This window comes from Streptomyces sp. NPDC059224, from assembly GCF_042754285.1.
Lineage (GTDB): Bacteria > Actinomycetota > Actinomycetes > Streptomycetales > Streptomycetaceae > Streptomyces.
The window spans coordinates 17,268-37,109 of sequence record NZ_JBHZAN010000015.1 but is presented as its reverse complement, the minus strand read 5'-3'; the positions used below and the strand labels follow the sequence as shown (position 1 = coordinate 37,109).

Annotated in this window: 16 protein-coding genes; 9 read left to right on the top strand and 7 right to left on the bottom strand. The window is 71.6% G+C overall.

What is annotated here, in order from left to right; translation table 11 throughout:
• Nucleotide 1: 1 nt before the first annotated feature.
• Together ACFXI4_RS17800 and ACFXI4_RS17795 are read right to left on the bottom strand one after the other, a co-directional pair.
• On the bottom strand, nt 2-1,990 hold the full coding sequence (locus tag ACFXI4_RS17800) for an N-acetylmuramoyl-L-alanine amidase (protein WP_384991596.1): 1,989 nt from the start codon (nt 1,988-1,990) through the stop codon (nt 2-4).
• Between the two features lie 254 nt (nt 1,991-2,244).
• Nucleotides 2,245-3,384, bottom strand: coding sequence for an aminoglycoside phosphotransferase family protein (locus tag ACFXI4_RS17795; RefSeq protein WP_384991593.1), 1,140 nt, complete (start codon nt 3,382-3,384; stop codon nt 2,245-2,247).
• A 266-nt stretch (nt 3,385-3,650) separates the two neighbouring features.
• Here ACFXI4_RS17795 and ACFXI4_RS17790 point away from each other — a divergent pair, with 266 nt between their 5' ends.
• Nucleotides 3,651-5,150, top strand: coding sequence for a hypothetical protein (locus ACFXI4_RS17790; protein ID WP_362723277.1), 1,500 nt, complete (start codon nt 3,651-3,653; stop codon nt 5,148-5,150).
• 54 nt (nt 5,151-5,204) lie between these two features.
• Here ACFXI4_RS17790 and ACFXI4_RS17785 read toward each other — a convergent pair whose 3' ends face one another.
• Nucleotides 5,205-6,635, bottom strand: coding sequence for a PP2C family protein-serine/threonine phosphatase (locus tag ACFXI4_RS17785; protein ID WP_384991590.1), 1,431 nt, complete (start codon nt 6,633-6,635; stop codon nt 5,205-5,207).
• Nucleotides 6,636-6,984: 349 nt separating this feature from the next.
• On the opposite strand from ACFXI4_RS17785, the gene ACFXI4_RS17780 reads away from it, so the two are divergent.
• Nucleotides 6,985-7,398, top strand: coding sequence for an SsgA family sporulation/cell division regulator (locus tag ACFXI4_RS17780; RefSeq protein ID WP_362723272.1), 414 nt, complete (start codon nt 6,985-6,987; stop codon nt 7,396-7,398).
• 140 nt (nt 7,399-7,538) lie between these two features.
• A complete protein-coding gene (locus ACFXI4_RS17775; RefSeq protein ID WP_384991587.1) occupies nt 7,539-9,566 on the top strand; it encodes a phosphocholine-specific phospholipase C in 2,028 nt (675 codons plus the stop codon).
• Here the strand turns inward: ACFXI4_RS17775 and ACFXI4_RS17770 are convergent.
• Both ACFXI4_RS17770 and ACFXI4_RS17765 read right to left on the bottom strand, forming a co-directional pair.
• Nucleotides 9,556-10,584 (bottom strand): Gfo/Idh/MocA family protein, encoded by a 1,029-nt coding sequence (locus ACFXI4_RS17770; RefSeq protein ID WP_384991584.1) that lies wholly within the window; start codon nt 10,582-10,584, stop codon nt 9,556-9,558. The genes ACFXI4_RS17775 and ACFXI4_RS17770 overlap by 11 nt on opposite strands.
• An 81-nt stretch (nt 10,585-10,665) precedes the next feature.
• The gene (locus ACFXI4_RS17765; RefSeq protein WP_362723627.1) at nt 10,666-11,760 is read right to left on the bottom strand and encodes a chemotaxis protein; all 1,095 of its coding nucleotides are present in this window, start codon (nt 11,758-11,760) and stop codon (nt 10,666-10,668) included.
• 79 nt (nt 11,761-11,839) lie between these two features.
• On the opposite strand from ACFXI4_RS17765, the gene ACFXI4_RS17760 reads away from it, so the two are divergent.
• The 3 genes from ACFXI4_RS17760 to asnB all read left to right on the top strand — a co-directional run bounded on the left by ACFXI4_RS17760 (nt 11,840) and on the right by asnB (nt 15,222).
• Nucleotides 11,840-12,190, top strand: coding sequence for a hypothetical protein (locus ACFXI4_RS17760; protein WP_384991581.1), 351 nt, complete (start codon nt 11,840-11,842; stop codon nt 12,188-12,190).
• Nucleotides 12,191-12,278: 88 nt separating this feature from the next.
• Nucleotides 12,279-13,058: an alpha/beta fold hydrolase gene (locus ACFXI4_RS17755; RefSeq protein WP_362723633.1), complete on the top strand. Its 780-nt coding sequence runs from the start codon at nt 12,279-12,281 to the stop codon at nt 13,056-13,058.
• Nucleotides 13,059-13,383: 325 nt separating this feature from the next.
• Nucleotides 13,384-15,222 carry an asparagine synthase (glutamine-hydrolyzing) gene (asnB, locus tag ACFXI4_RS17750; protein ID WP_384991577.1) on the top strand — a complete coding sequence of 613 codons (1,839 nt, stop codon included), beginning with the start codon at nt 13,384-13,386 and terminating at the stop codon, nt 15,220-15,222.
• A 3-nt stretch (nt 15,223-15,225) separates the two neighbouring features.
• On the opposite strand, the gene ACFXI4_RS17745 is transcribed toward asnB, so the two are convergent.
• Nucleotides 15,226-16,824 (bottom strand): alpha/beta hydrolase, encoded by a 1,599-nt coding sequence (locus tag ACFXI4_RS17745; protein ID WP_384991574.1) that lies wholly within the window; start codon nt 16,822-16,824, stop codon nt 15,226-15,228.
• A 279-nt stretch (nt 16,825-17,103) separates the two neighbouring features.
• Here ACFXI4_RS17745 and ACFXI4_RS17740 point away from each other — a divergent pair, with 279 nt between their 5' ends.
• The 3 genes from ACFXI4_RS17740 to ACFXI4_RS17730 all read left to right on the top strand — a co-directional run bounded on the left by ACFXI4_RS17740 (nt 17,104) and on the right by ACFXI4_RS17730 (nt 19,471).
• Nucleotides 17,104-17,757 (top strand): chaplin, encoded by a 654-nt coding sequence (locus tag ACFXI4_RS17740; protein WP_384991570.1) that lies wholly within the window; start codon nt 17,104-17,106, stop codon nt 17,755-17,757.
• Between the two features lie 255 nt (nt 17,758-18,012).
• On the top strand, nt 18,013-18,867 hold the full coding sequence (locus ACFXI4_RS17735) for a GNAT family N-acetyltransferase (RefSeq protein WP_384991568.1): 855 nt from the start codon (nt 18,013-18,015) through the stop codon (nt 18,865-18,867).
• 319 nt (nt 18,868-19,186) lie between these two features.
• On the top strand, nt 19,187-19,471 hold the full coding sequence (locus ACFXI4_RS17730; RefSeq protein WP_384991565.1) for a hypothetical protein: 285 nt from the start codon (nt 19,187-19,189) through the stop codon (nt 19,469-19,471).
• A 36-nt stretch (nt 19,472-19,507) separates the two neighbouring features.
• Here ACFXI4_RS17730 and ACFXI4_RS17725 read toward each other — a convergent pair whose 3' ends face one another.
• A complete protein-coding gene (locus ACFXI4_RS17725; RefSeq protein WP_384991562.1) occupies nt 19,508-19,771 on the bottom strand; it encodes a GlsB/YeaQ/YmgE family stress response membrane protein in 264 nt (87 codons plus the stop codon).
• Nucleotides 19,772-19,842: the final 71 nt, after the last annotated feature.

Sequence of the window (19,842 nt, the reverse complement as noted above, 5' to 3'; positions counted from 1 at the left end):
GTTACCTCCGCGCCCACCGGCTGGCCGGCGCCACGGTCACGTCGGCCGCGCGGACGAACTCGATCCGGTGGCCGTACTGGATCTCGTAGTACAGGTCCTTGCCGACCACGACCCGGTGCGAGGCGGTGTCGAAGGTGACCGCGTAGTAGTACTCGCCCCGCAGCACGTCACCGACCACGTACTCCTGGCCCGCCGGGATGGTGTACGGCAGCGGCGACACCGCCTGCGCGGGTACCCCGGAGGGGTAGGCGGCCGCCTCCGGATAGGCGCGGCCGTACACCGGGACGCTCGTCAGGCCCGCCTTCGGCGTCACGACCAGCCCCGTGGCGGTCACCGCCGTCGGCGCCTTCGCCGGGTTCCTGAACCAGGCCTTCTGCCCGAGGTACCAGATCGCCGTCCAGTCGCCCCAGGTGTCCGCCACCGCGTACTGCTGACCGGTGGAGACCCGCGAGGAGAGATCGTTCACGTCGGCCGTCGGAGTCCTGCCGAGGCCGATGTCCTTGATCAGGGCCGAGTTCTCGTCGTGGTCGGAGTACAGCCGAACCTCACTGGAACCGTGCGCGGCGCACGGCTGGCCGCTGGTGAGGCAGCCGGTGTACACCGGCTGGTTGGTGGCGTAGTCCGGCAGGATCGTCACCACACCGCCCTTCTTGCCCGCCGTGCGCTTGAAGGGGTGGTCCAGCAGCTCGAAGTAGTGCCGCCAGTCCCAGAACGGGCCGGGGTCGGTGTGCATCCCGGGGATCGTGGAGGTGGTCGGCCCGGGCACGGTGTCGTGGCCGAGGATGTGCTGCCGGTCCAGCGGGATGCCGTACTCGGTGGTCAGGTACTTCACCAGCCGGGCCGACGACCGGTACATCGCCTCCGTGTACCAGGAGTCCGGCGCCGCGAGGAAGCCCTCGTGTTCGATGCCGATCGACTTGGCGTTGATGTACCAGTTACCCGCGTGCCAGGCCACGTCCTTCGCCTTGACGTGCTGGGCGATCAGACCGTCGGTCGAACGGATGGTGTAGTTCCAGGACACATAGGTCGGGTCCTGGACCAGGTTGATGGTCCCGTCCCAGGCGCCCTCCGTGTCATGGATGACGATGTACCTGATGCTCTGCGCGGCCGGCCGGTCCCCGAGGTCGTGGTTGCCGTAGTCGTTGTCCCCGAACTCCTCGTAGGGCGCCGGAATCCATTCGCACGACACCGTTGTCGGGCATTCGGTGTCGTCCGCCGCCACGGTGCGCAGCCCGGTCAGCTTCAGCTGTGCGGTGTCGGCCTTCAGATCCGGCCGGGCGGCGAGGGCGACGACCTGACCCTCGTCCGTGACGCGCTGCTCGCCGGTGTGGAGGACGTCGAACACGTCGTTGGCGTACGCCGCCGCGGTCGCCGCGTCGTCGGCGCCGGAGAAACGGGCGATCGCGCCGTACCAGTCGGCCGGGTCGGCGCTGAGCGGCTGGTGCAGGGACCGCTGCGCGGACGCGAGCAGCGCGGCGCCGCCGGCCACGTTCGCGGCCGGGTCGGTGCGCAGTCGCGCCGCCGGGATTCCGGTCAGCCCGGCAGCCCGGACGAGGGTCTTCAGGCGCGCCGGGAGCGCGGAGTTCGCCGGCACCTTGACGCCGGGGTGCAGGGCCGGGCGGGCGCTGTCGCCGCGCGCGTCCTCGGTGCCGTCCGCGAAGTGCTCGGTGGTGGTGGCCAGCGCGGTGTGCGCGTCGGTGAGGTGCATGGGGCCGTAACCCCCCGTCACACTCGGTGCGCCGCCGTGGGTGTCCCAGCGGGACTGGAGATAGGAGACGGCCAGCAGAACGTTCGGCGGCACGTGGTACTCGGTGGCGGCGGACGCGAACGCACGCTGGAGCAGGCCGACGGACGACGCGCTCTCGCCGGGCGGCGGAGCGGCACCCAGCAACGGCAGCAGCAGGGCGGCGGAGCCGACGGCTGCGGCTGCCGCCCTGCGCGTATGTCTGCCGCCGTGGGTGGGCGCTGGGTCGGTGACGGATCCTCGCAATGCGGCCTCCTGGGGCGATCGGGCGCGGCGGGGCGTGCGGGGCTGAGCGTGGCTCAGTGGTACCGGCTTGCCGACGATCCGTCAATCATGCCCAGAGGGCGGAGAATTCCCATGTCATGCGATGACCGTGGGAGTTTCGCGCCGGAGGCTCCCGGCCTGCGCGGCGTCAGTGGCGTACACCAGTGAACGGTACGACCGTCCGAGAAATCCGCGGTGCGCGGTTGTCCTGAGCGCACCGCGGATCCTCGTCCCCGTCAGCGAGTGCCGACCGCCGCGCGCACGGCCCGGCGGGCCAGCTGGCAGTCGTCGTGCAGCCGCCGGAGCAGCAGCCGCTGTTCCTCGCCGGTCGGCGCGGCACCCGGGTGGGCCGAACCCGGTGCCGCCGGGGCCGTCTCGTGCATCGAACGCTGCACGGCGGTCTCGTAGGTCCGGATCTCCCGGGTGAGGACCAGCATCAGGTTCACCAGGAAGGCGTCCCGGGACGCGGGCCCCGCCGACTGGGCGATCTGACTGATCTGACGACGCGCCACCGGAGCGTCCCCGAGAACCGACCAGAGCGTCGCCAGGTCGTACCCCGGCAGATACCAGCCCGCGTGCTCCCAGTCCACCAGCACCGGACCGGCCGGCGACAGCAGGATGTTCGACAGCAGGGCGTCGCCGTGGCAGAACTGGCCCGTACCCTGCCGGCCCGCCGCGACCGCGATGCCGTGCACCAGCTTCTGCAGGTCACCCATGTCGCGGTCGGTGAGCAGACCCAGCTCGTGGTACCGGGAGATACGGGCCGCGTAGTCCACGGGGGCGTCGAAGGTGCCCGCCGGGGGCCGCCAGGCGTTCAACCGGCAGATCGCGCCCAGGGCGGCCCGGATGTCCGCGCGGGGCGGAGCCTCCACCGGGTGCCGCTGGACCGCCGCCACCCGGCCGGGCATCCGCTCGATCACCAGCGTGCAGTTGTCCGGGTCCGCCGCGATCAGCCGCGGCACCCGGATCGGAGGCCGCTGCCGGACGAACGAACGGTATGCGGCTATTTCGTGACGGCTCCGCTCCGCCCAGGCGGGGGAGTGGTCCAGCAGACACTTGGCCACGGCCGTGCTGCGCCCCGTCGTCCCGACGAGGATCACGGACCGTCCGGAGCGGCGCAGCACCTGCACCGGAGCGAACTCCGGGCAGATCCGGTGCACCGACGCGATGGCGGTGCGCAGCTGTGCTCCCTGGGGACCGGACAAGTCCAGCCTCCCGCTGAGCGGTTGGGTGCCCGGAACCGGGACGCGCCGTGGCCGGCCCACGACCGGTACGGCGGCCCCGGTGCGCGCGGGGTCGAGATAGGGTCCGCTGCCCGCCGGGCGGGGGCGCAGCGTCCGGGGCGGAGCGGACACGGAGGACGATGCTGCGTACATGGGCGATACAGATCCCTTCGTGTACCTGCGGTGCCTGCCTGAGAAGTCCTGCGAGAGGTCCTCGGCGCCCACCCGTCCCGGCCGCCCGGACACACCCTGGGGAGTGAGCCCGTGGAGTGGCGACCGGGTCGGGATGGCGCATTCCTACCTGACACCCGTCGCCCAGTGGCACACCATCTGGCGCACCCTGGCGAACCGTGGCGAATAGTCGCCCGGCAACCTGCCCGGGGCTACTGTCAACTCAGCCGAGAACCTGGGGGCTTGACGTGAGCGGACAATCCAACACCCGTCTCTCGGACCTGTTCGGCCTGGCCGGCTGGTCCAAGGGCGAACTCGCGAGGCTGGTCAACCGGCAGGCGGCGGCCATGGGCCACCCCCAGCTGTCGACCGACACCTCCCGGGTGCGGCGGTGGATCGACACGGGAGAGATCCCGCGCGATCCGGTGCCGCGGGTGCTGGCGGTCCTGTTCACCGAGCGTCTCGGCCGTGTCGTGACCATCGAGGACCTCGGTCTGGTACGGCACGGGCGTACGGGAAAACGGCCGGACGGCGGGATGGCGGAACATCCCGACGGCATGCCGTGGGCGCCCGAACGAACCGCCGCGGTCCTCACCGAATTCACGGGAATGGACCTCATGCTCAACCGACGCGGCTTGGTGGGCGCGGGTGCCGCGCTCACCGCGGGATCCGTACTCAGCAGCGCCATGTACGACTGGCTGCACACCGACCCCACCCTGAAGGCCGACGCCCCCGTCCTCGACGACCCCCTGCACGCCGACCCCGCTGGGTTCGACCGCTACGAGGCCGCCCCCATCGGATCCGAGGAGATCGAGGAACTGGAGCGCTCCGTAGAGGTGTTCCGTGCCTGGGACGCGGCCCGCGGTGGCGGGCTGCAGCGCAAGGCCGTGGTGGGACAGCTCAACGAGGTGGGCGGCATGCTCGCCTACCGTCACCCCGACCATCTCCAGCGGCGCCTGTGGGGCGTCGCCGCCAACCTCGCCGTGCTCGCCGGCTGGATGTCGCACGACATCGGCCTGGAACCCACGGCCCAGAAGTACTTCGTCATCGCCGCCCACGCGGCCCGTGAGGGCGGTGACCGGCCGCGTGCCGGGGAGGCGCTCTCCAGAGCGGCTCGCCAGATGGTGCACATCGGCCGGCCCGACGAGGCACTCGACCTGATGAAACTCGCCCAGTCGGGCTCGGGTCAGGAGGTGCTGCCGCGCACCCAGGCGATGTTCCACACCATCGAGGCGTGGGCGCAGGCGTCGATGGGCAAGGGCCAGGCGATGCGCCGTACCCTCGGCCAGGCGGAGAGCCTGTTCGTCTCGGACCGCAGCGACGTGCCGCCGCCGAGCTGGATGCAGATGTTCAACGAGGCGGATCTGTACGGTATGCAGGCTCTGGCCTACCGCACGCTGGCCGACCACGACCCGAGCGCGGCCGTGCACGCCCGGCACTACGCGGAGAAGGCCCTGGCCCTCAGGGCCGACAGCAAGCAGGAGCGGTCGAAGATCTTCGACTTCCTCTCCATGGCCTCCGCCTGCTTCATCGCGGACGACCCCGAGCAGGCCGGCCACTACGCCCGGTTGGCCCTGGTGTCGATGGGATCGAACTCCTCGCACCGCACGTGGGACCGGCTGCGGCAGATGTACCGGCTCACCGCCGAGTACTCCAGCTACCCGCGGATCCAGGACCTGCGGGACGAGATCAAGCTCGCGCTGCCCAAGCCCAGGAACAGGGGGACGAACAACAGCGCACAGGCATAGGGGCCGGTGCGCGACCGGACACTGGTTGATCCGGGGTGGCCGACCGCCCTTACCTTATTCACTCACCTTGGCGATGAGCACGCAGGCCTCGTCCTCGCGCTCGGTCTCGCCGAACTCCTCGAGCACGGCCCTGACACAGTCCTGGGCGGTGGGTGCCTGCCCGAACCGCGGGGACAGGCCGAGGAGACGGTCCAGGGAGTCCGCCGCACTGTGCCCGGGCAACAGCCCGTCGGTGTGCAGCAGGAGCAGGTCGCCCGGTTCCAGGGTCACTTCGGCCTGCCCGTAGCCGGCTCCCGAGGTGGCGCCGAGCAGGACGCCGTCCGGCGCGTTCAGCACGCACCCCGTCCCGTCGCGGAACAGCAGCGGGGCGGGGTGCCCTGCCTGTGCCCAGGCCAGGGTGCGGGTCTCGGGGCGGTAGCGGCAGCAGACGGCGCTGCCGAGTGCGGGTTGCACGGTCGTGTCGAGCAACTGGTTCAGCAGGGACATGAGTTGTCCCGGCTGGGCGCCGGCCATCGCCATACCGCGTACGGCGCCCAGCAGCATCGTCATGCCCGAGGCGACGGCGACACCGTGCCCGGTGAGGTCACCGACGCTGAGCAGCGTGTCGCCGTCGGACAGGTCCAGCGCGTCGTACCAGTCGCCACCGAGCTGAGCGCCGGCCCCGGCCGGCAGGTGGCGGCCGGCGACGTCGAGAGCGCCCGTTGCATGGCGTGGTGGCCGCGGCGCACCGCGTCCCGCCGGTACCACGGCCACCCGCAGATCGGTCGCGAGCCGCTGCTGGTTCCGGTCCACCGGGTGGTGTCGACGCAGCGAGTCGCGGGTCTCGCGCACCGTGCGCTGGCTGCGGCGCAGTTCGCTGACGTCCCGCAGCACCGCCCACATCGAGGCGGTGCTGCCGTCGCCGCCGAGGACGGGCTCGCCCATCATGTGCACGGTCCGTACGGTTCCGTCGGGCCGCAGGACGCGGAACTCGCCGTCGATCGGCTTGGCGTCGACCAGGCAGGCGGTCACCATCTCGGTCAGCCCGGGCCGGTCCTCGTCCAGGACCACGGCGGGCAGTTCGTCGAGGGTGAGCGCGGGCGCGGCCGGGTCGCGGCCGAGGATCTGGTAGAGCTCACCGGACCAACTGGCCTCGTCCGTCAGGAGGTTCCACTCCGCGCTGCCGACCCGGCTGAGCAGCGAACCGTGCGGGAGATCGGCGGGAGCGGACCGGTGCTCCGGCGCGGCGTCCGGGACGGGTGGTGGCGGCGCGGGGCCGTCCCGCAGCTGCGCCAAGTGTTCGTCCAGATCGTTGAGTTGATGGAGCGCCAGGTCGTACAGTGCGCGCTGCCAGCGGTCGCGGGGGTCCGAACCGTCGCCGCGGGTGTCCCGCCGCACGGCGTCCACGTCACCCCTGAGCCGCCGCGTCTGCGATATCAACGCCTCGACCGAGCCGCGCCCGGGCGGCTGGGCGGCGGGGCGGTCCGCGGAGACATGGGACGGCATGACGCACTCCGATGCGGGGACGGTACGGCCAGAGCGGGCGGGGGGACCGGTTACGACTGTGGCACAGCCAGCGACGCCCCGTAAGGGATTTGGCAACACCCGATACGGTGGTGCTTCTGGCATATGTCAGAGTCCCCACTGCCTGGTGGACCACTATGAAAGGTGTACGCGACCTGGTGGCGCAAGGCGTAGGACGACTACGCGACTTGGCCTACTTCAGGGGGCCTGCGTATCGCGCTCGGGCGACTGTTCGACGCGTCGGCGTGCACAGTGTCGCGGTCTCGGCCACCCGCGGCAACTCTGTCCGGATTTCGCGTCATGCGAGGGGTACCTGTGGAGTCCTACAGGCATGGACATCACTTTCGAGCAACCCGCTCGCGCCCGGCTGATCACCGCCGAGGACCAGGAGGTGCCGGTGCCCGCCACGCTCCGGTACACCTCCGGTGATCCGCTCGCCGTGTTCATCGACTTCCCGGCCGAGGTCACCCTCGGGGGCGAGGAGGTCACCTGGACCTTCGCGCGCTCGCTGCTGGACCAGGGTCTCGATGTCCCCGCCGGGCGCGGGGACGTGCACATCTGGCCCTGCGGCCGGGGCCGTACGGCCGTGGAGTTCCACTCGCCGCACGGGCTCGCCCTGCTCCAGTTCGACACCCAGGCGCTCGTGCGTTTCCTGCAGCGCAGCCACGAGGTGGTGGCGCCGGGGGAGGAGGACGTCGACGCGGTCGTGGAGCGGGGTCTGAGCGCGTTGTTCGGCGGTGTGTGAGCCGGATCCGGCGCAGACGGCACGTCCTTCCTGTGTTGTTCACTCCCGCCTCACCGCCCCGGACCGGAGCCTGACGGATACCCCGTGCACCCTGGCGCGTGGTGTGCCGCCGGAGCACACCCGTGACGAGGACGGGACGAATGACACCGATCAGCCGAAGAGGCTTCGTGGGGCTGGGCGCTTCCGTGGCGGCGGGCATGGCGGTCGGCGCCGCCGGCCCACGGACGGCGGCCGCGGCCCAGAGCGCGGCGACCGGCACGATCTCGGACGTACGGCACGTGGTCGTCCTGATGCAGGAGAACCGCAGCTTCGACCACTACTTCGGGCGGCTCAAGGGCGTCCGCGGCTTCGCGGACCGCAGCGGCGTCACCCTGAGCGGCGGTTACCCGGTCTTCAACCAGCCCAACGGGCCGGGCCGCCAGTATCCCTGGAAGCTCAGCGCCACCCCCGCCGCCGGCGGCCAGACCGGCGAGACCCTGGCCCAGTGCAACGGCGACCTGCCGCACTCCTGGTCCTCCCAGCACTCCGCCTGGAACAAGGGCCGCCTCGACAACTGGGTCGCGGGAGTCGGCAACGTACGGTCCCTCGGCTACCTGGACCGGTCCGACATCCCCTTCCACTACGCGCTCGCCGACAACTACACGGTCTGCGACGCCTACTTCTGCTCCACCCTCAGCGCCACCGGCCCCAACCGCACCTACCTGTGGAGCGGCAAGGTCGACTCCGCCAGCTACGACGGCGGCGACGAGTCCGGGCTGACCTGGCAGAACTACGCCGAGGCCCTGCAGAACGCCGGAGTGACCTGGAAGGTCTACCAGAACGCCCAGGACAACTACGGGGACAACGGCTGCGCCTACTTCAAGAACTTCGCGGGCGCCAAGGCGGGCAACCCGCTGTACGACCGGGGCATGGCCTCGGTCCCGAAGGTGACGGGCTCCACCCCCGACGACATCGCCGCCGCCATCAAGGCCGACGTCCTCGCGGGTACCCTCCCGCAGGTCTCGTGGGTGGTCGCCGACCAGGCCTTCTCCGAGCACCCCTACGCCCCGCCCGGCGACGGGGCCCACTTCGTCAACCTGGTCTACCAGGCGCTCGCCGCCGACGAGGACGTCTTCGACTCGACCGTCCTGTTCCTCAACTACGACGAGAACGACGGCTTCTTCGACCACGTGCCACCCCCGTCGCCGCCGGCCGGCACGGCCGGTGAGTTCCTGAACGGGGTGCCGTACGGCTTCGGTTTCCGCGTTCCGATGATCGTCGTCTCGCCCTGGACGCGGGGCGGCTGGGTCTCCTCCGAGGTCTTCGAGCACACCTCGGTGCTGCGCTTCCTGGAGACCTGGACCACCGCCCTCGGCAAGCCCGCGAAGTGCCCCAACATCAGCGACTGGCGGCGCTCGGTGAGCGGCGACCTGACCGGCGTCTTCGACTTCGCCCACCCGGTTCCCGGCGCCGTGACGCTGCCCGCGACCAGCGTCATCGGCGTCTCCACCTGCGGTCCGCTGCCCAACCCGGTACCCACCACCAACGCCCTGCCCGCCCAGGAGCCCGGCACCCGCCCGGCCCGTGCGCTGCCCTACCAGCCCAACGGATACCTGGACCACCTGGAGTTCGGCACCGCCGGCAAGATCCTCGCCTGGTTCACCATGGCCAACCAGGGCACCCCGGCGACCCGCTCCGCGCACTTCTCCATCCACCCGAACGCCTACCGGGACACCACGCCCTGGCAGTACACGGTGGCCGCGGGCGGCACCGCCTCCGACTCCTTCAACATCGGCACGGGGTACGGCGCCGGGAAGTACGACCTGAGCATGGTCGGTCCCAACCGCTTCCTGCGCCGCTTCCAGGGTGATGCCACCAAGGCCGGCAAGTCGGCCGAGGTGAGCACCCGTTACACCGTGGAGCCCGGGACCGGCAAACTCGCGGTCTGGTTCAAGATGACCAACTCGGGCTCCGCGTCGGTGAGGTTCACCATCACCGCGAACAACTACCGCACCGACGGCCCCTGGACCTACCAGGTGGCCGCCGGTGCCTCGGCCGAGGACTACTTCAACGCGGTTGCCCACCAGGACGGCTGGTACGACTTCACCGTCACGGTGGACTCCGACGTGACCTGGTCGCGCCGGTTCACCGGCCACCTGGAGACGGGCTCGGCGAGCGTCAGCGGCTGACGTCCCCCGCGTACAGGTCCGGGCGTGGGGCGAGTTCGACGGCCGTACGGCCGCCGGACTCCAGCGCCCGGACCCCGGCCTCGGCGACCACGGAGGACGCGTAGCCGTCCCAGACGCTCGGGCCGGTGACCCGGCCCTGCCGGGTGGCGTCCACCCAGGACTGCACTTCGCGGTCGTAGGCGTCGGCGAACCGCACCAGATAGTCCTGGGGCACCTCCTCGCGGGCGGCGCCCGCCGAGGTGACCAGCATGGTGTGGTCCTCGCCGATGCGGGCGCTGCCCCGCTCGCAGACCGCCTCGCAGCGCACCTGGTAGCCGAAGCCGCAGTTGACGAAGACCTCGACGTCGACGAGGGCACCGCCGTCGGTCTCGAAGAGCACCAACTGCGGGTCGATGAGCCCCTCGGGGGCACCGGCGGAGGGTCGCGGCCGCAGCACGGTCACCGCGGTCAGCTCCTGGCCGAGCAGCCAGCGGGCCGCGTCGATCTCGTGCGAGACCGAGCTGTTGATCAGCATGGCGCTGGTGAAGCCGGGCGGCGAGGACACGTTGCGGTGCGTGCAGTGCAGCATCAGCGGCCGCCCCAGGCCGCCGCCGTCCAGCAGTGCTTTCAGGCGCCGGTACTCGGCGTCGTAGCGGCGCATGAACCCGATCTGCGCCAGTCGTCGGCCGAGCCCTGCTTCGGCCTCCACGACCCGGAGCGCACCGGTGGAGTCCGGCACCATGGGCTTCTCGCACAGCACCGGCAGCCCGCGGCCGAAGGCCGCGAGCAGCGGCTCCTCGTGCGCCGGGCCGGGCGAGGCGATCAGCACGGCCTCGACACCGGGTGCGTCCAGGGCGGCCAGCGGATCGGCGTGGACGGTGACCCCGTCCAGACCGGCCACCGCTTCCTTGGCGCGGTCCAGGTCGGGATCCGCGACAGCAGCCACCCGTGCGCCACTGACCACTTGGTCGAGTCGGCGTATGTGGTCGGCACCCATGTGTCCGGCACCCAGCACCGCGACGCCCAGCAGCTCAGCCACGCCTTCACTCCCTCTCGGCCGACGATCACGCTGTAGAGCGTAGACGTCGGCCGAGAGAGCGGGACCGTCAGTACCGGAGCGTCAGTAGCGGAGCACCCCGGCGATGCCGTTCTCGTCGTCCAGGGTGCCGTCCGGCACGAAGCGGACGTCGGCACCGGTCTCCAGGCACTGCTCGACGATCTCGTCCACGATGTCGTCGCGGGAGTCGAGGTCGCCGCTCGCGGCCGGGACCAGGTGGTCGCCGTCGTCGCGGACGGTCGTGCGGTAGTTCTCCTCGACGGCCAGGAGCCGGACACGGCCCTCGCGGGCGCTCTGCCAGACCTCGTCGACACCGGCCGCGAACGTCTTGTGACCGCGTGCCGATTCCAGTTCCCGGGTCACCGACGCGGTGTTGCGGCGCGAGTCCGCGTCCAGCAGAGGCCCTATCACCTGCCACACGGCCTCCGGGCCGGCGTGCGTGAGGCCACCGTGCTGCACGGGGATGCTGTGCCTGGCGACGTTGCCGAACTCCTCCCACAGGGACAGCGCGGCCTGCTCACCGGTGATGTAGAGGCGCCGCGGCTCCTCCCGCAGCAGGGCGGCCATCAGGGTGTCCGCGTCCCGCAGGAAACGCTTGGTGTCCTCGTCGCGGAAGATGCTGGGCGTGTCGCCGATGCGCTGCAGCCGCTCGGCGTCGAAGTTCTCCTGGCCGCGGGACAACGGGAAGCCGCCGGCCCGGCTCTCGGTGACCCGGTCGACCCCTCCGTTCCACAGCGTGACGCGGTCGGCCGAGATCGACAGCACCCAGAACGGCCGCTCGGCGGCCCGGGCCGAGACCAGGTTGCGGGTGAGGAAGGTGTCCGAGAGCACCACGCGCTCGGGCACACTGCGGGCCAGCGACCACACCTGGTGCTCACCTGGCGCGGCGAAGATCACCAGACCGTCCTCGGCGTGCGCCAGATCGATCTCGGCGAGGGCCCGGTCGAGCTGGTCGAAGACGTCGCTGCGCCGCTCCCGGGTGACCGCGGGATCGGTCTCCAGCTGCTTCTTCGCCTCGGCCACGACATTGCGCAGCCGGACCGGATCCTGGGCGTTGTCGGGCTCGCGGCGGTGCGTCGGCGTCAGCACCGAGACGGCGGGGTAGGGGCGCGGGCGGCGCAGCTCGGCGAGGGTCGAAGGACTGAGTGCGTGCTCCATACCAGCACCATAGGACCGATTCGCCATTGCGGCATTTGGGGTAATAAGCCTCAGTGGGATTCACCCGGAGGTGAGCGCGATGGCCCGGCTGAGCGTCGACGGTGACGAGGTGGTCGTGCGTCTGGGAGGGCGGGAGCGGCTGCTCGCCCACCGCCGCGGAGTGCGGGTGCCGCTCGCACAGGTGCGCGGGGCCTCGGTGGAGCCCGACTGGTGGCGGGTGCTGCGCGGCGAACCGCACCCCGGTCACTTCCGGCCCGACCGGTTCTGCGTCGGCGCCTGGCGGTACCCGGGCGGGACGGACTTCGTCGCCGTCCACGAACACGGCCCGGTCGTCCTGGTCGACCTGGAGCCGTCCGCCCCCTTCGCCCGGCTCGCGGTGTCCGCGGCCGACGCCGACGCGGCCGTGGCGGCCATCAAGCGCACGCTGTAACCGTGTTGAGGCCGGCTGCCCGATGACGGCGGCCGGGGGCTCCGGTTACCGTACCGGCCAGTAACCGGATCACGCCCCAGGAGGTCCCATGCCGCAGCTCGAAGTCGACGGAGCGACGCTGACGTACGACGACGAGGGTCCCCGGGACGGCGCCGCCGCGCCCCTGGTGTTCATCCACGGCTGGACCGCCGACCGGCACCGCTGGGACCACCAGATGGCCCACTTCGGCGAGAGCCGCCGGGTGATCCGCCTCGACCTTCGCGGTCACGGCGAGAGCACCGGAGCGGGGGTGAAGACGATCGAGGCACTCTCCCAGGACGTCGTCGCCCTGCTCGACCATCTCGGAGTGGATCGTTTCGTCCCCGTCGGCCACTCCATGGGCGGCATGATCTCCCAGACCCTCGCGCTCACCCACCCCGGGCGGATCGAGCGGATGGTGCTGGTCAACTCCATCGGCCGGATGACGTACAGCCGCGGCCGCGGTCTGCTGATGGCGGCCTCCACCCTGGTCCCCTTCAAGCTGTTCGTCGCGGCCAACATCCAGCGCGCCTTCGCCCCCGGCCACCCGCGTGACGAGATCCGCGCATACGTCCGCGCGTCGGCGGACACCCCGCGAGAGGTGGTGATGACGCTGTACGGCGCCATGCGGGCCTTCGACGTCCTGGACCGGGCGCCGGAGATCACCGCGCCCACCCTGATGGTGCACGGCTATCACGACATCCAGCTGCCGGTCGGACAGATGCTGCGGATGGCCAAGGCCTGCCCGGACGCCGAGGTCCGGATCATCGACGCGGGCCATGAGCTCCCCGTGGAGCGGCCGGCCGAGCTGACGGCGGTGCTGGACCGGTTCGTGACGACGGCGGAGTGACGCGAGGACGCGACGACGGCCGATGACCGGCGCCCCGGTGAAAACCGGGGCGCCGGTTCCGTTTGGCGAACATTTTGCAGTTGGCCTGTTCTTGCGGCCGGAGCCCGGTGCGGAGCGCCGTCGCGGGCCTCGTGCGGGCAAAGCGCGGCCGAAAGGGTGAGCAGGGGCAGCCGTCCGTGTTACGGCGAGGTTGACCGGGCCGGGTGCGGGGCGCACGCTCGATATATAGGTGCTGAATACAAGTGGTTCGCTCGGGCAATCGGCTCCGCCGTGGAATCGCAGGTTGGCGCACACCGCCCGGCAGACCGGCAGCAGGAGGTAACGCATGTGTGGCATCACCGGCTGGGTCTCCTTCGACCGTGACCTCACCACCGAGACGCACGCATTGGATGCAATGACGGAGACCATGGCCTGTCGCGGCCCCGACGACCGGGGTACCTGGAGCGAGGGCCCCGCCGCTCTGGGCCACCGCCGGCTCGCGATCATCGACCTGCCCGGCGGCCGCCAGCCCATGACCGTCCGCACCCCGGACGGCACCGTCGCGATGGTCTACTCCGGCGAGGCCTACAACTTCACCGAGCTGCGCCGCGAACTCGCCGACCGCGGACACCGGTTCACCACCGACTCCGACACCGAGGTGGTACTGCGGGGCTACGTGGAGTGGGGGGACGCCGTCGCCGAGCGGCTGAACGGCATGTACGCCTTCGCGGTCTGGGACGGCCGGCACGACAAGCTCGTGATGATCCGCGACCGCATGGGCATCAAGCCGTTCTACCTCTACCCGACCCCGGACGGCGTCCTGTTCGGCTCCGAGCCGAAGGCGATCCTGGCCAACCCGCTGATCCGCCCCCGGGTCGGCCTGGACGGGCTGCGTGAACTGTTCACCATGGTCAAGACCCCCGGGCACGCCGTGTGGGAGGGCATGCGCGAGGTGGAGCCCGGCACCGTCGTCACCGTCGACCGCCGCGGACTGCGCACCCGGACCTACTGGCGGCTGGAGACGCGTCCGCACGCCGACGACCGTGATACCACCGTCGCCACCGTCCGCGAGCTCCTCGACGACATCGTGCGCCGCCAGCTGGTCGCCGACGTGCCCCGCTGCACCCTGCTCTCCGGCGGCCTCGACTCCTCCGCCATGACCGCGCTGGCCGCCCAACAGCTCGCCGTGCAGGGCGAGAAGGTCCGCAGTTTCGCCGTCGACTTCGTCGGCCAGACCGACAACTTCGTCGCCGACGAGCTGCGCTCCACCCCCGACACGCCGTTCGTGCACGACGTGGCACGGCTCGCCCGCACCGACCACCAGGACATCGTCCTGGATGTGAACAGCCTCGCCGACCCCGCGGTCCGCGAGCGGGTGATCCGGGCCCGTGACCTGCCGGCCGGGTTCGGGGACATGGACGCCTCGCTCCTGCTGCTCTTCCGGGCCGTCCGCGACCAGTCCACCGTCGCGCTGTCCGGAGAGTCCGCCGACGAGGTGTTCGGTGGCTACCTGCAGTTCTTCGACGAGGACGCCCGCACGGCCGACACCTTCCCCTGGCTCTGCCTGGCCGGCCGGCACTTCGGCGACGACACCGACGTACTGCGCACGGACCTCACCAAGTCCCTCGACCTGGAGTCGTACATCGCCGACGGCTACCACTCCGCCGTCACCGGCGTCCAACGCCTCGACGGCGAGAGCGACTTCGAGTTCCGGATGCGCCGGATGAGCTATCTGCACCTCACCCGTTTCGTCCGCATGCTGCTCGACCGCAAGGACCGGATGAGCATGGCCGTCGGCCTGGAGGTCCGGGTGCCGTTCTGCGATCACCGGCTGGTCGAGTACGTCTACAACGCGCCCTGGGCACTGAAGTCCTTCGACGGCCGTGAGAAGACCCTGCTGCGCGAGGCCACCAGGGACGTCCTGCCGCAGTCCGTGTACGACCGGGTCAAGAGCCCCTACCCGTCCACCCAGGACCCGGAGTACGGCCGTGCCCTCCAGGACCAGGTCAAGGACTTGCTGGCCCAGCCCGGCCACCGGGTCTTCGACCTCGTCGACCGCGAGAAGGCGGACCGCGCTGCCCACCGGACCGGGCTCAACGGACAGGGCGCCCGGCGCGGCCTGGAACGCACCCTCGACCTGGCCCACTGGCTCGACCTCTACGCCCCCGACCTCACCCTGTCCTGAGGCTCAGCCCGACGAGCCGGCGCGGGTGCCGTCCGCCGGGCAGGAGCTGCCGTCGGCCGGCAGCGTGCCGTACAGCAGGAAGTCGTCGACCTTGCCGTGCACGCAGGTGGAGAACGTGTAGCCGGTGTGGCCGTCGCTCCTGTTGTCCAGCACCACGGCCGACGGCCCGAGGCGCTTCGCCGTCTCGACCGCCCAGCGGTACGGCGTCGCCGGGTCGCCGCGGGTGCCCACCAGCAGGATCGGGGCCGTCGGCACGTCCTTCACCTCGTCGCGGATGAAGTCCGTGCCACGCGGCCGTCCGTAGCAGAGCAGTACCTGGGTGAGGCGGAACCGGCCGAAGACCGGGGAGGCCTGCTGGTACTCCTCGCGGAGCCGGTCGACGTCCCGGGCGACCTGCCGGGCGCTCGGCCGATCGGGGTCGTCGGCGCAGGTGATCGCCATCAGTGCGGCCGACAGGTTGTCCACGGGGATGTCGGCGCTGCCGACCGGCCCGCTGCCGCGCGGCTGCCCGACCGGCAGGGCGTAGCCGCCCGACGCGATGTTCTGCGCCCCCCGGGTGTCACCGTCCTCGATCAGGGAGGCCAGCGCCCGCTGCAGCAGCGACCACTGGTCCCTGCTGTACAGTGCCTGGACGATGGCACCCACCAGGTCCTGACCGGTGAAGGGGCCGCCGAAGTCGGACGGCACCGGGTTCTCGTCCAGCGAGCGCACCAGTTCCACCACCGCCTCCCCGGCCTTGCGCCGGTCCTGCCCGAACGGGCACCCCAGGTCGGTGACGCACCAGTCGAGGAAGTCGTCCAGCGCCGTCTGCTGCCCCTGGGCGCCCGCCACTCCCTGCTCGGCCATCGACTCGGTCAGCGTGTCCACACCGTCCAGGGCCATGCGGCCCACCTTGTCCGGGAACTGTGCCGCGTACACCGCGCCGAGCTTGGTGCCGTAGGAGAACCCGAGATAGTTCAGCTTCTTGTCGCCGAGCGACTGGCGGATGACGTCCAGGTCCCGGGAGGCGTTCACGGTGCCTATGTGGGCCAGCACGGGGCCGGAGTGCTCGGTGCACCGGACCGTCAGCTGTTCGAGAGTCTTCATCAGGGCCTGCGGATGGGCGACGTCGGGGAGCTTCTGGGCGCCGGCGTCCGCCGAGGGGTCGTCGAGGCCGTCGCCGCAGCTGACGGGGGAGGAGCGGCCGACCCCGCGCGGATCGAAGCCGACCACGTCGTAGCCGTTGGTCAGGCTCAGGAAGTCCTTGCCGTCGAGCCCGAGCCCGCTGACGCCCGAACCGCCGGGGCCGCCGAAGTTCAGCAGCACCGAGCCCCGCGACTTCCCGGTCGCCCGGTAACGGGACAGTGCCAGGTCGATGGTGCCCTCGGCCGGCTTCGCGTAGTCGAGCGGTACGGTCACCCGGGCACACTGCATGTCCTTGGGCAGCGCCCCGTCCTCGCACGCCGTCCAGTGGGCCTTCTGCCGGTAGAAGCGGCTCAGGTCCGGCTCGTTGCCGACCGCCGCGGCGGTCGCGGGAAGCCCGGCGCCGATCAGGGCCAGCGCGACGGCTCCGGCTCCGGCGCAGCGACGCGCGGCGGGCCGGTTAGGGGGCATGGCCGGCATCGAGGGCCTCCAGGGACGCTCCGTGGCGGACCGGAATCAGGGCTTTCGACGACCATAAGCGGGTCCTGGCGGGTACGCCTCCCGGCGAGCGGGCCGGAGCGGACCGCCGTACCCGGGCATGATCATCGGCTTCAGGTTCCTTACAGGGTTTTGCCCCGAGTTCGATATCGATGTCACTCGATTGGCTGAAATGTAGATAAGCCATAACTCAGACGGCGTGTCCCCGTTTTAGACGGTGCGGGCGACCGCCCGCAACAATGTCTGGAAGGCAGGGAACCTATGAAGCGGGTTACCCGAAACGGTGTGATCGCCGTCGCCGCCGCCTCCGGTGCGATGGCCTTCGCGGCCCCGTCCTGGGCCGACGCCGGCGCGGACGGCGTCGCGGCCGGCTCGTCCGGAGTGATCTCCGGCAACGGCATTCAGCTGCCGGTGCACGTCCCGGTGAACGTGTGCGGGAACACCGTGAACGTGGTGGGGCTCCTGAATCCGGCGGCCGGCAACACCTGTGAGAACACCGGCGGCGACTCGGCCACGACCGGCGGCGCCACGACCGGCGGCGCCTCGGCGCGGGGCGCCGAGGAGGACTCGCCCGGGGTGCTCTCCGGCAACGGCGTCCAGTTGCCGGTCGACCTTCCGGTGAACGTGAGCGGCAACAGCGTGAACGTGGTCGGGGCGCTCAATCCGGCCATCGGCAACACCTCCGTGAACACCTCCGGTGAGACCCCGACCACGCCGCCGAGCACGCCGCCCCCCACCCCGGTCAAGACCCACCCCGGTCCCAGGGCCGACTCCTCCGCCGCACCGCCGGTCGCGGCGGGCACGCTGGCCCACACCGGGGCGGACCTCACGGGTGCCGCCGTCGCGGGCAGCGCGGCGCTGCTGGTCGCAGGAACCGTCCTGCACCGGCGTTTCCGCACGGACCGCACGCGCTGACCCTCCGGCGAGCCGCCGAGGCGGCTCGCCGGGATCCGTGCGTGCGGTCCCCGCGGGACCCCGACCGGTGGGGCCGGTGCCGTGCGCGCGTCCTGGCGGACAGCCCCCGTCGACAAGCCCGCCGACGGGCCCCGCCGGGCCTTCGGACGGCTTGATCCCGGCGTGGTGCCGGGCCCGGTGATCGGGAAGGATGCTGCGGGCGCGGCGCCGCCCGCCGCGCCCGTGCGCCCCCTCACCTCAGAACGGAGCCCGTCGATGACCTCCCCGGCCCCCCAGGACCTCGTCGTCACCCAGGCCATGCCCGAGGACTGGCCCGTGGTCCGCGGCTGGGCCGTGGACGAGGGCTGGAATCCCGGGCTGTCGGACCTCCCCGCCTTCTTCGCCCAGGACCCCGGAGGGTTCTTCATCGGCCGGGTCGACGGCACGCCGGTGTCGGCCGTCTCCGTCGTCAACTACGACGCCCACTACGCGTTCCTCGGCTGGTACCTGGTCCGCCCTGACCTGCGCGGCCAGGGCCACGGCCTTGCCACCTGGAAGACCGCCCTGGCGCACGCCGGCACTCGTACGGTGGGTCTCGACGGGGTGGTGGCCCAGCAGGACAACTACCGCCGGTCGGGCTTCGAACTGGCCTACCGCACCGCCCGGTTCGTGGGTTGCGCCCCGGCCGCCGGGATCCCCGCGGGGGTCCGCCCGGCACGCGCCGCCGACCTGCCGGCCGTCACGGCGTACGACGGCGTCTGCTGTCCGGCCGACCGGCCGCGGTTCCTGGCCGCCTGGCTGACCGCCACCGGCCACCGGGCCTTCGTCCGCCACGACGGCGACCGCCTCACCGGCTACGGCGTGATCCGCCCCGGCCACGACTGTCTGCGCGTCGGCCCCCTGTTCGCCGACACCGCCGAGGACGCCCGCGCCCTGTTCACCGCGCTCATGGCCGAGGCGGCCGGCCGTCAGGTCGCCGTCGACGTGCCCGAGACCAGCACGGTGGGTGTCGCCCTCGCCGAAGAGGCCGGATTCACCCCCTCCTTCGAGACCGCCCGGATGTACACGGGCCCGGTCCGCGACTACGCCCTGGAGCGGGTCTTCGGGGTGACGACGCTCGAACTCGGCTGAACTGACGTGCCGCCGCGTGCCGTTCCGGGCCGGCCGCCCGGGAAGGCGTACCGGCGGCCCAGCGCGACGACCGCGCCCGTGTTGTAGACGGTGGTCTGCAGCGAGGTCGCGGCCTCGGCGCCGGCGGGTCCCGAGGCGCCCAGCAGCGCCGTCCGGATCAGGGTGCGGTGCCCCGCCGAAGGCCACGCCCCACAGGGCGACGGCGCCGACCAGCACGACGGGCGTGCCGGCGTACCGGCCGAGCACCAGCAGTACGGAGGCGAACAGCGCCAGCGGGGTGAGCGGCGTGGCCCGCGGGTACCGGTCGACCGGAAGGCGGGTGACCGGGATCCTGCCGTATCCCTATCCCTCCGGGCCCGGGCAGATCCGTCCGCCGCGCGAGTGCGTGACCCCGGGGACGGCCGCGCTGCTGAGCGGGCACGTCGAGCGCGAGCGCGTCCAGGCCCGGATCGACTGCCTGGCCCGCAACCGGGACCGCCTCGCCGCGTACCTGGCGGCGGTACGGCCGCGGGGCGACCGGCAGGGGTCGTCCCCGCGGCCGCCCCGGAGTGTTCTTCCGGTGTCCGCCGCGGCCTCGCCGCTCGCTGTGCGGCGGGCCGCATGACGGGGCGTGCGTGGCCGAAGGCGTGGAGCCCCGGGCTCACCGGCGGCCCCTGGACCGGTCGAGTGCCGCCACTCCCACTGCCGCCAGCGCGATCTGGATGAACCACTCGATCCAGTCCGGTCCCTTGGTGTCCGCCACGCCGAAACCGGCCGCGATCGCCGAGCCCAGCAGCGCCGCCACGACACCGACGACGATGGTCAGCAGAATGCCGATGTGCTGGCGGCCGGGGACGACCAGGCGCCCCAGCACACCGATGATGATACCGATGATGATGGCACTGATGATGCCCGAGATCTCCATGTCCGCCCCTCTTCGTCGATGCCCCGCTGAGTCAAATCTGCCCGCTCAATGCACGCGCAGTCTCCTCCGGT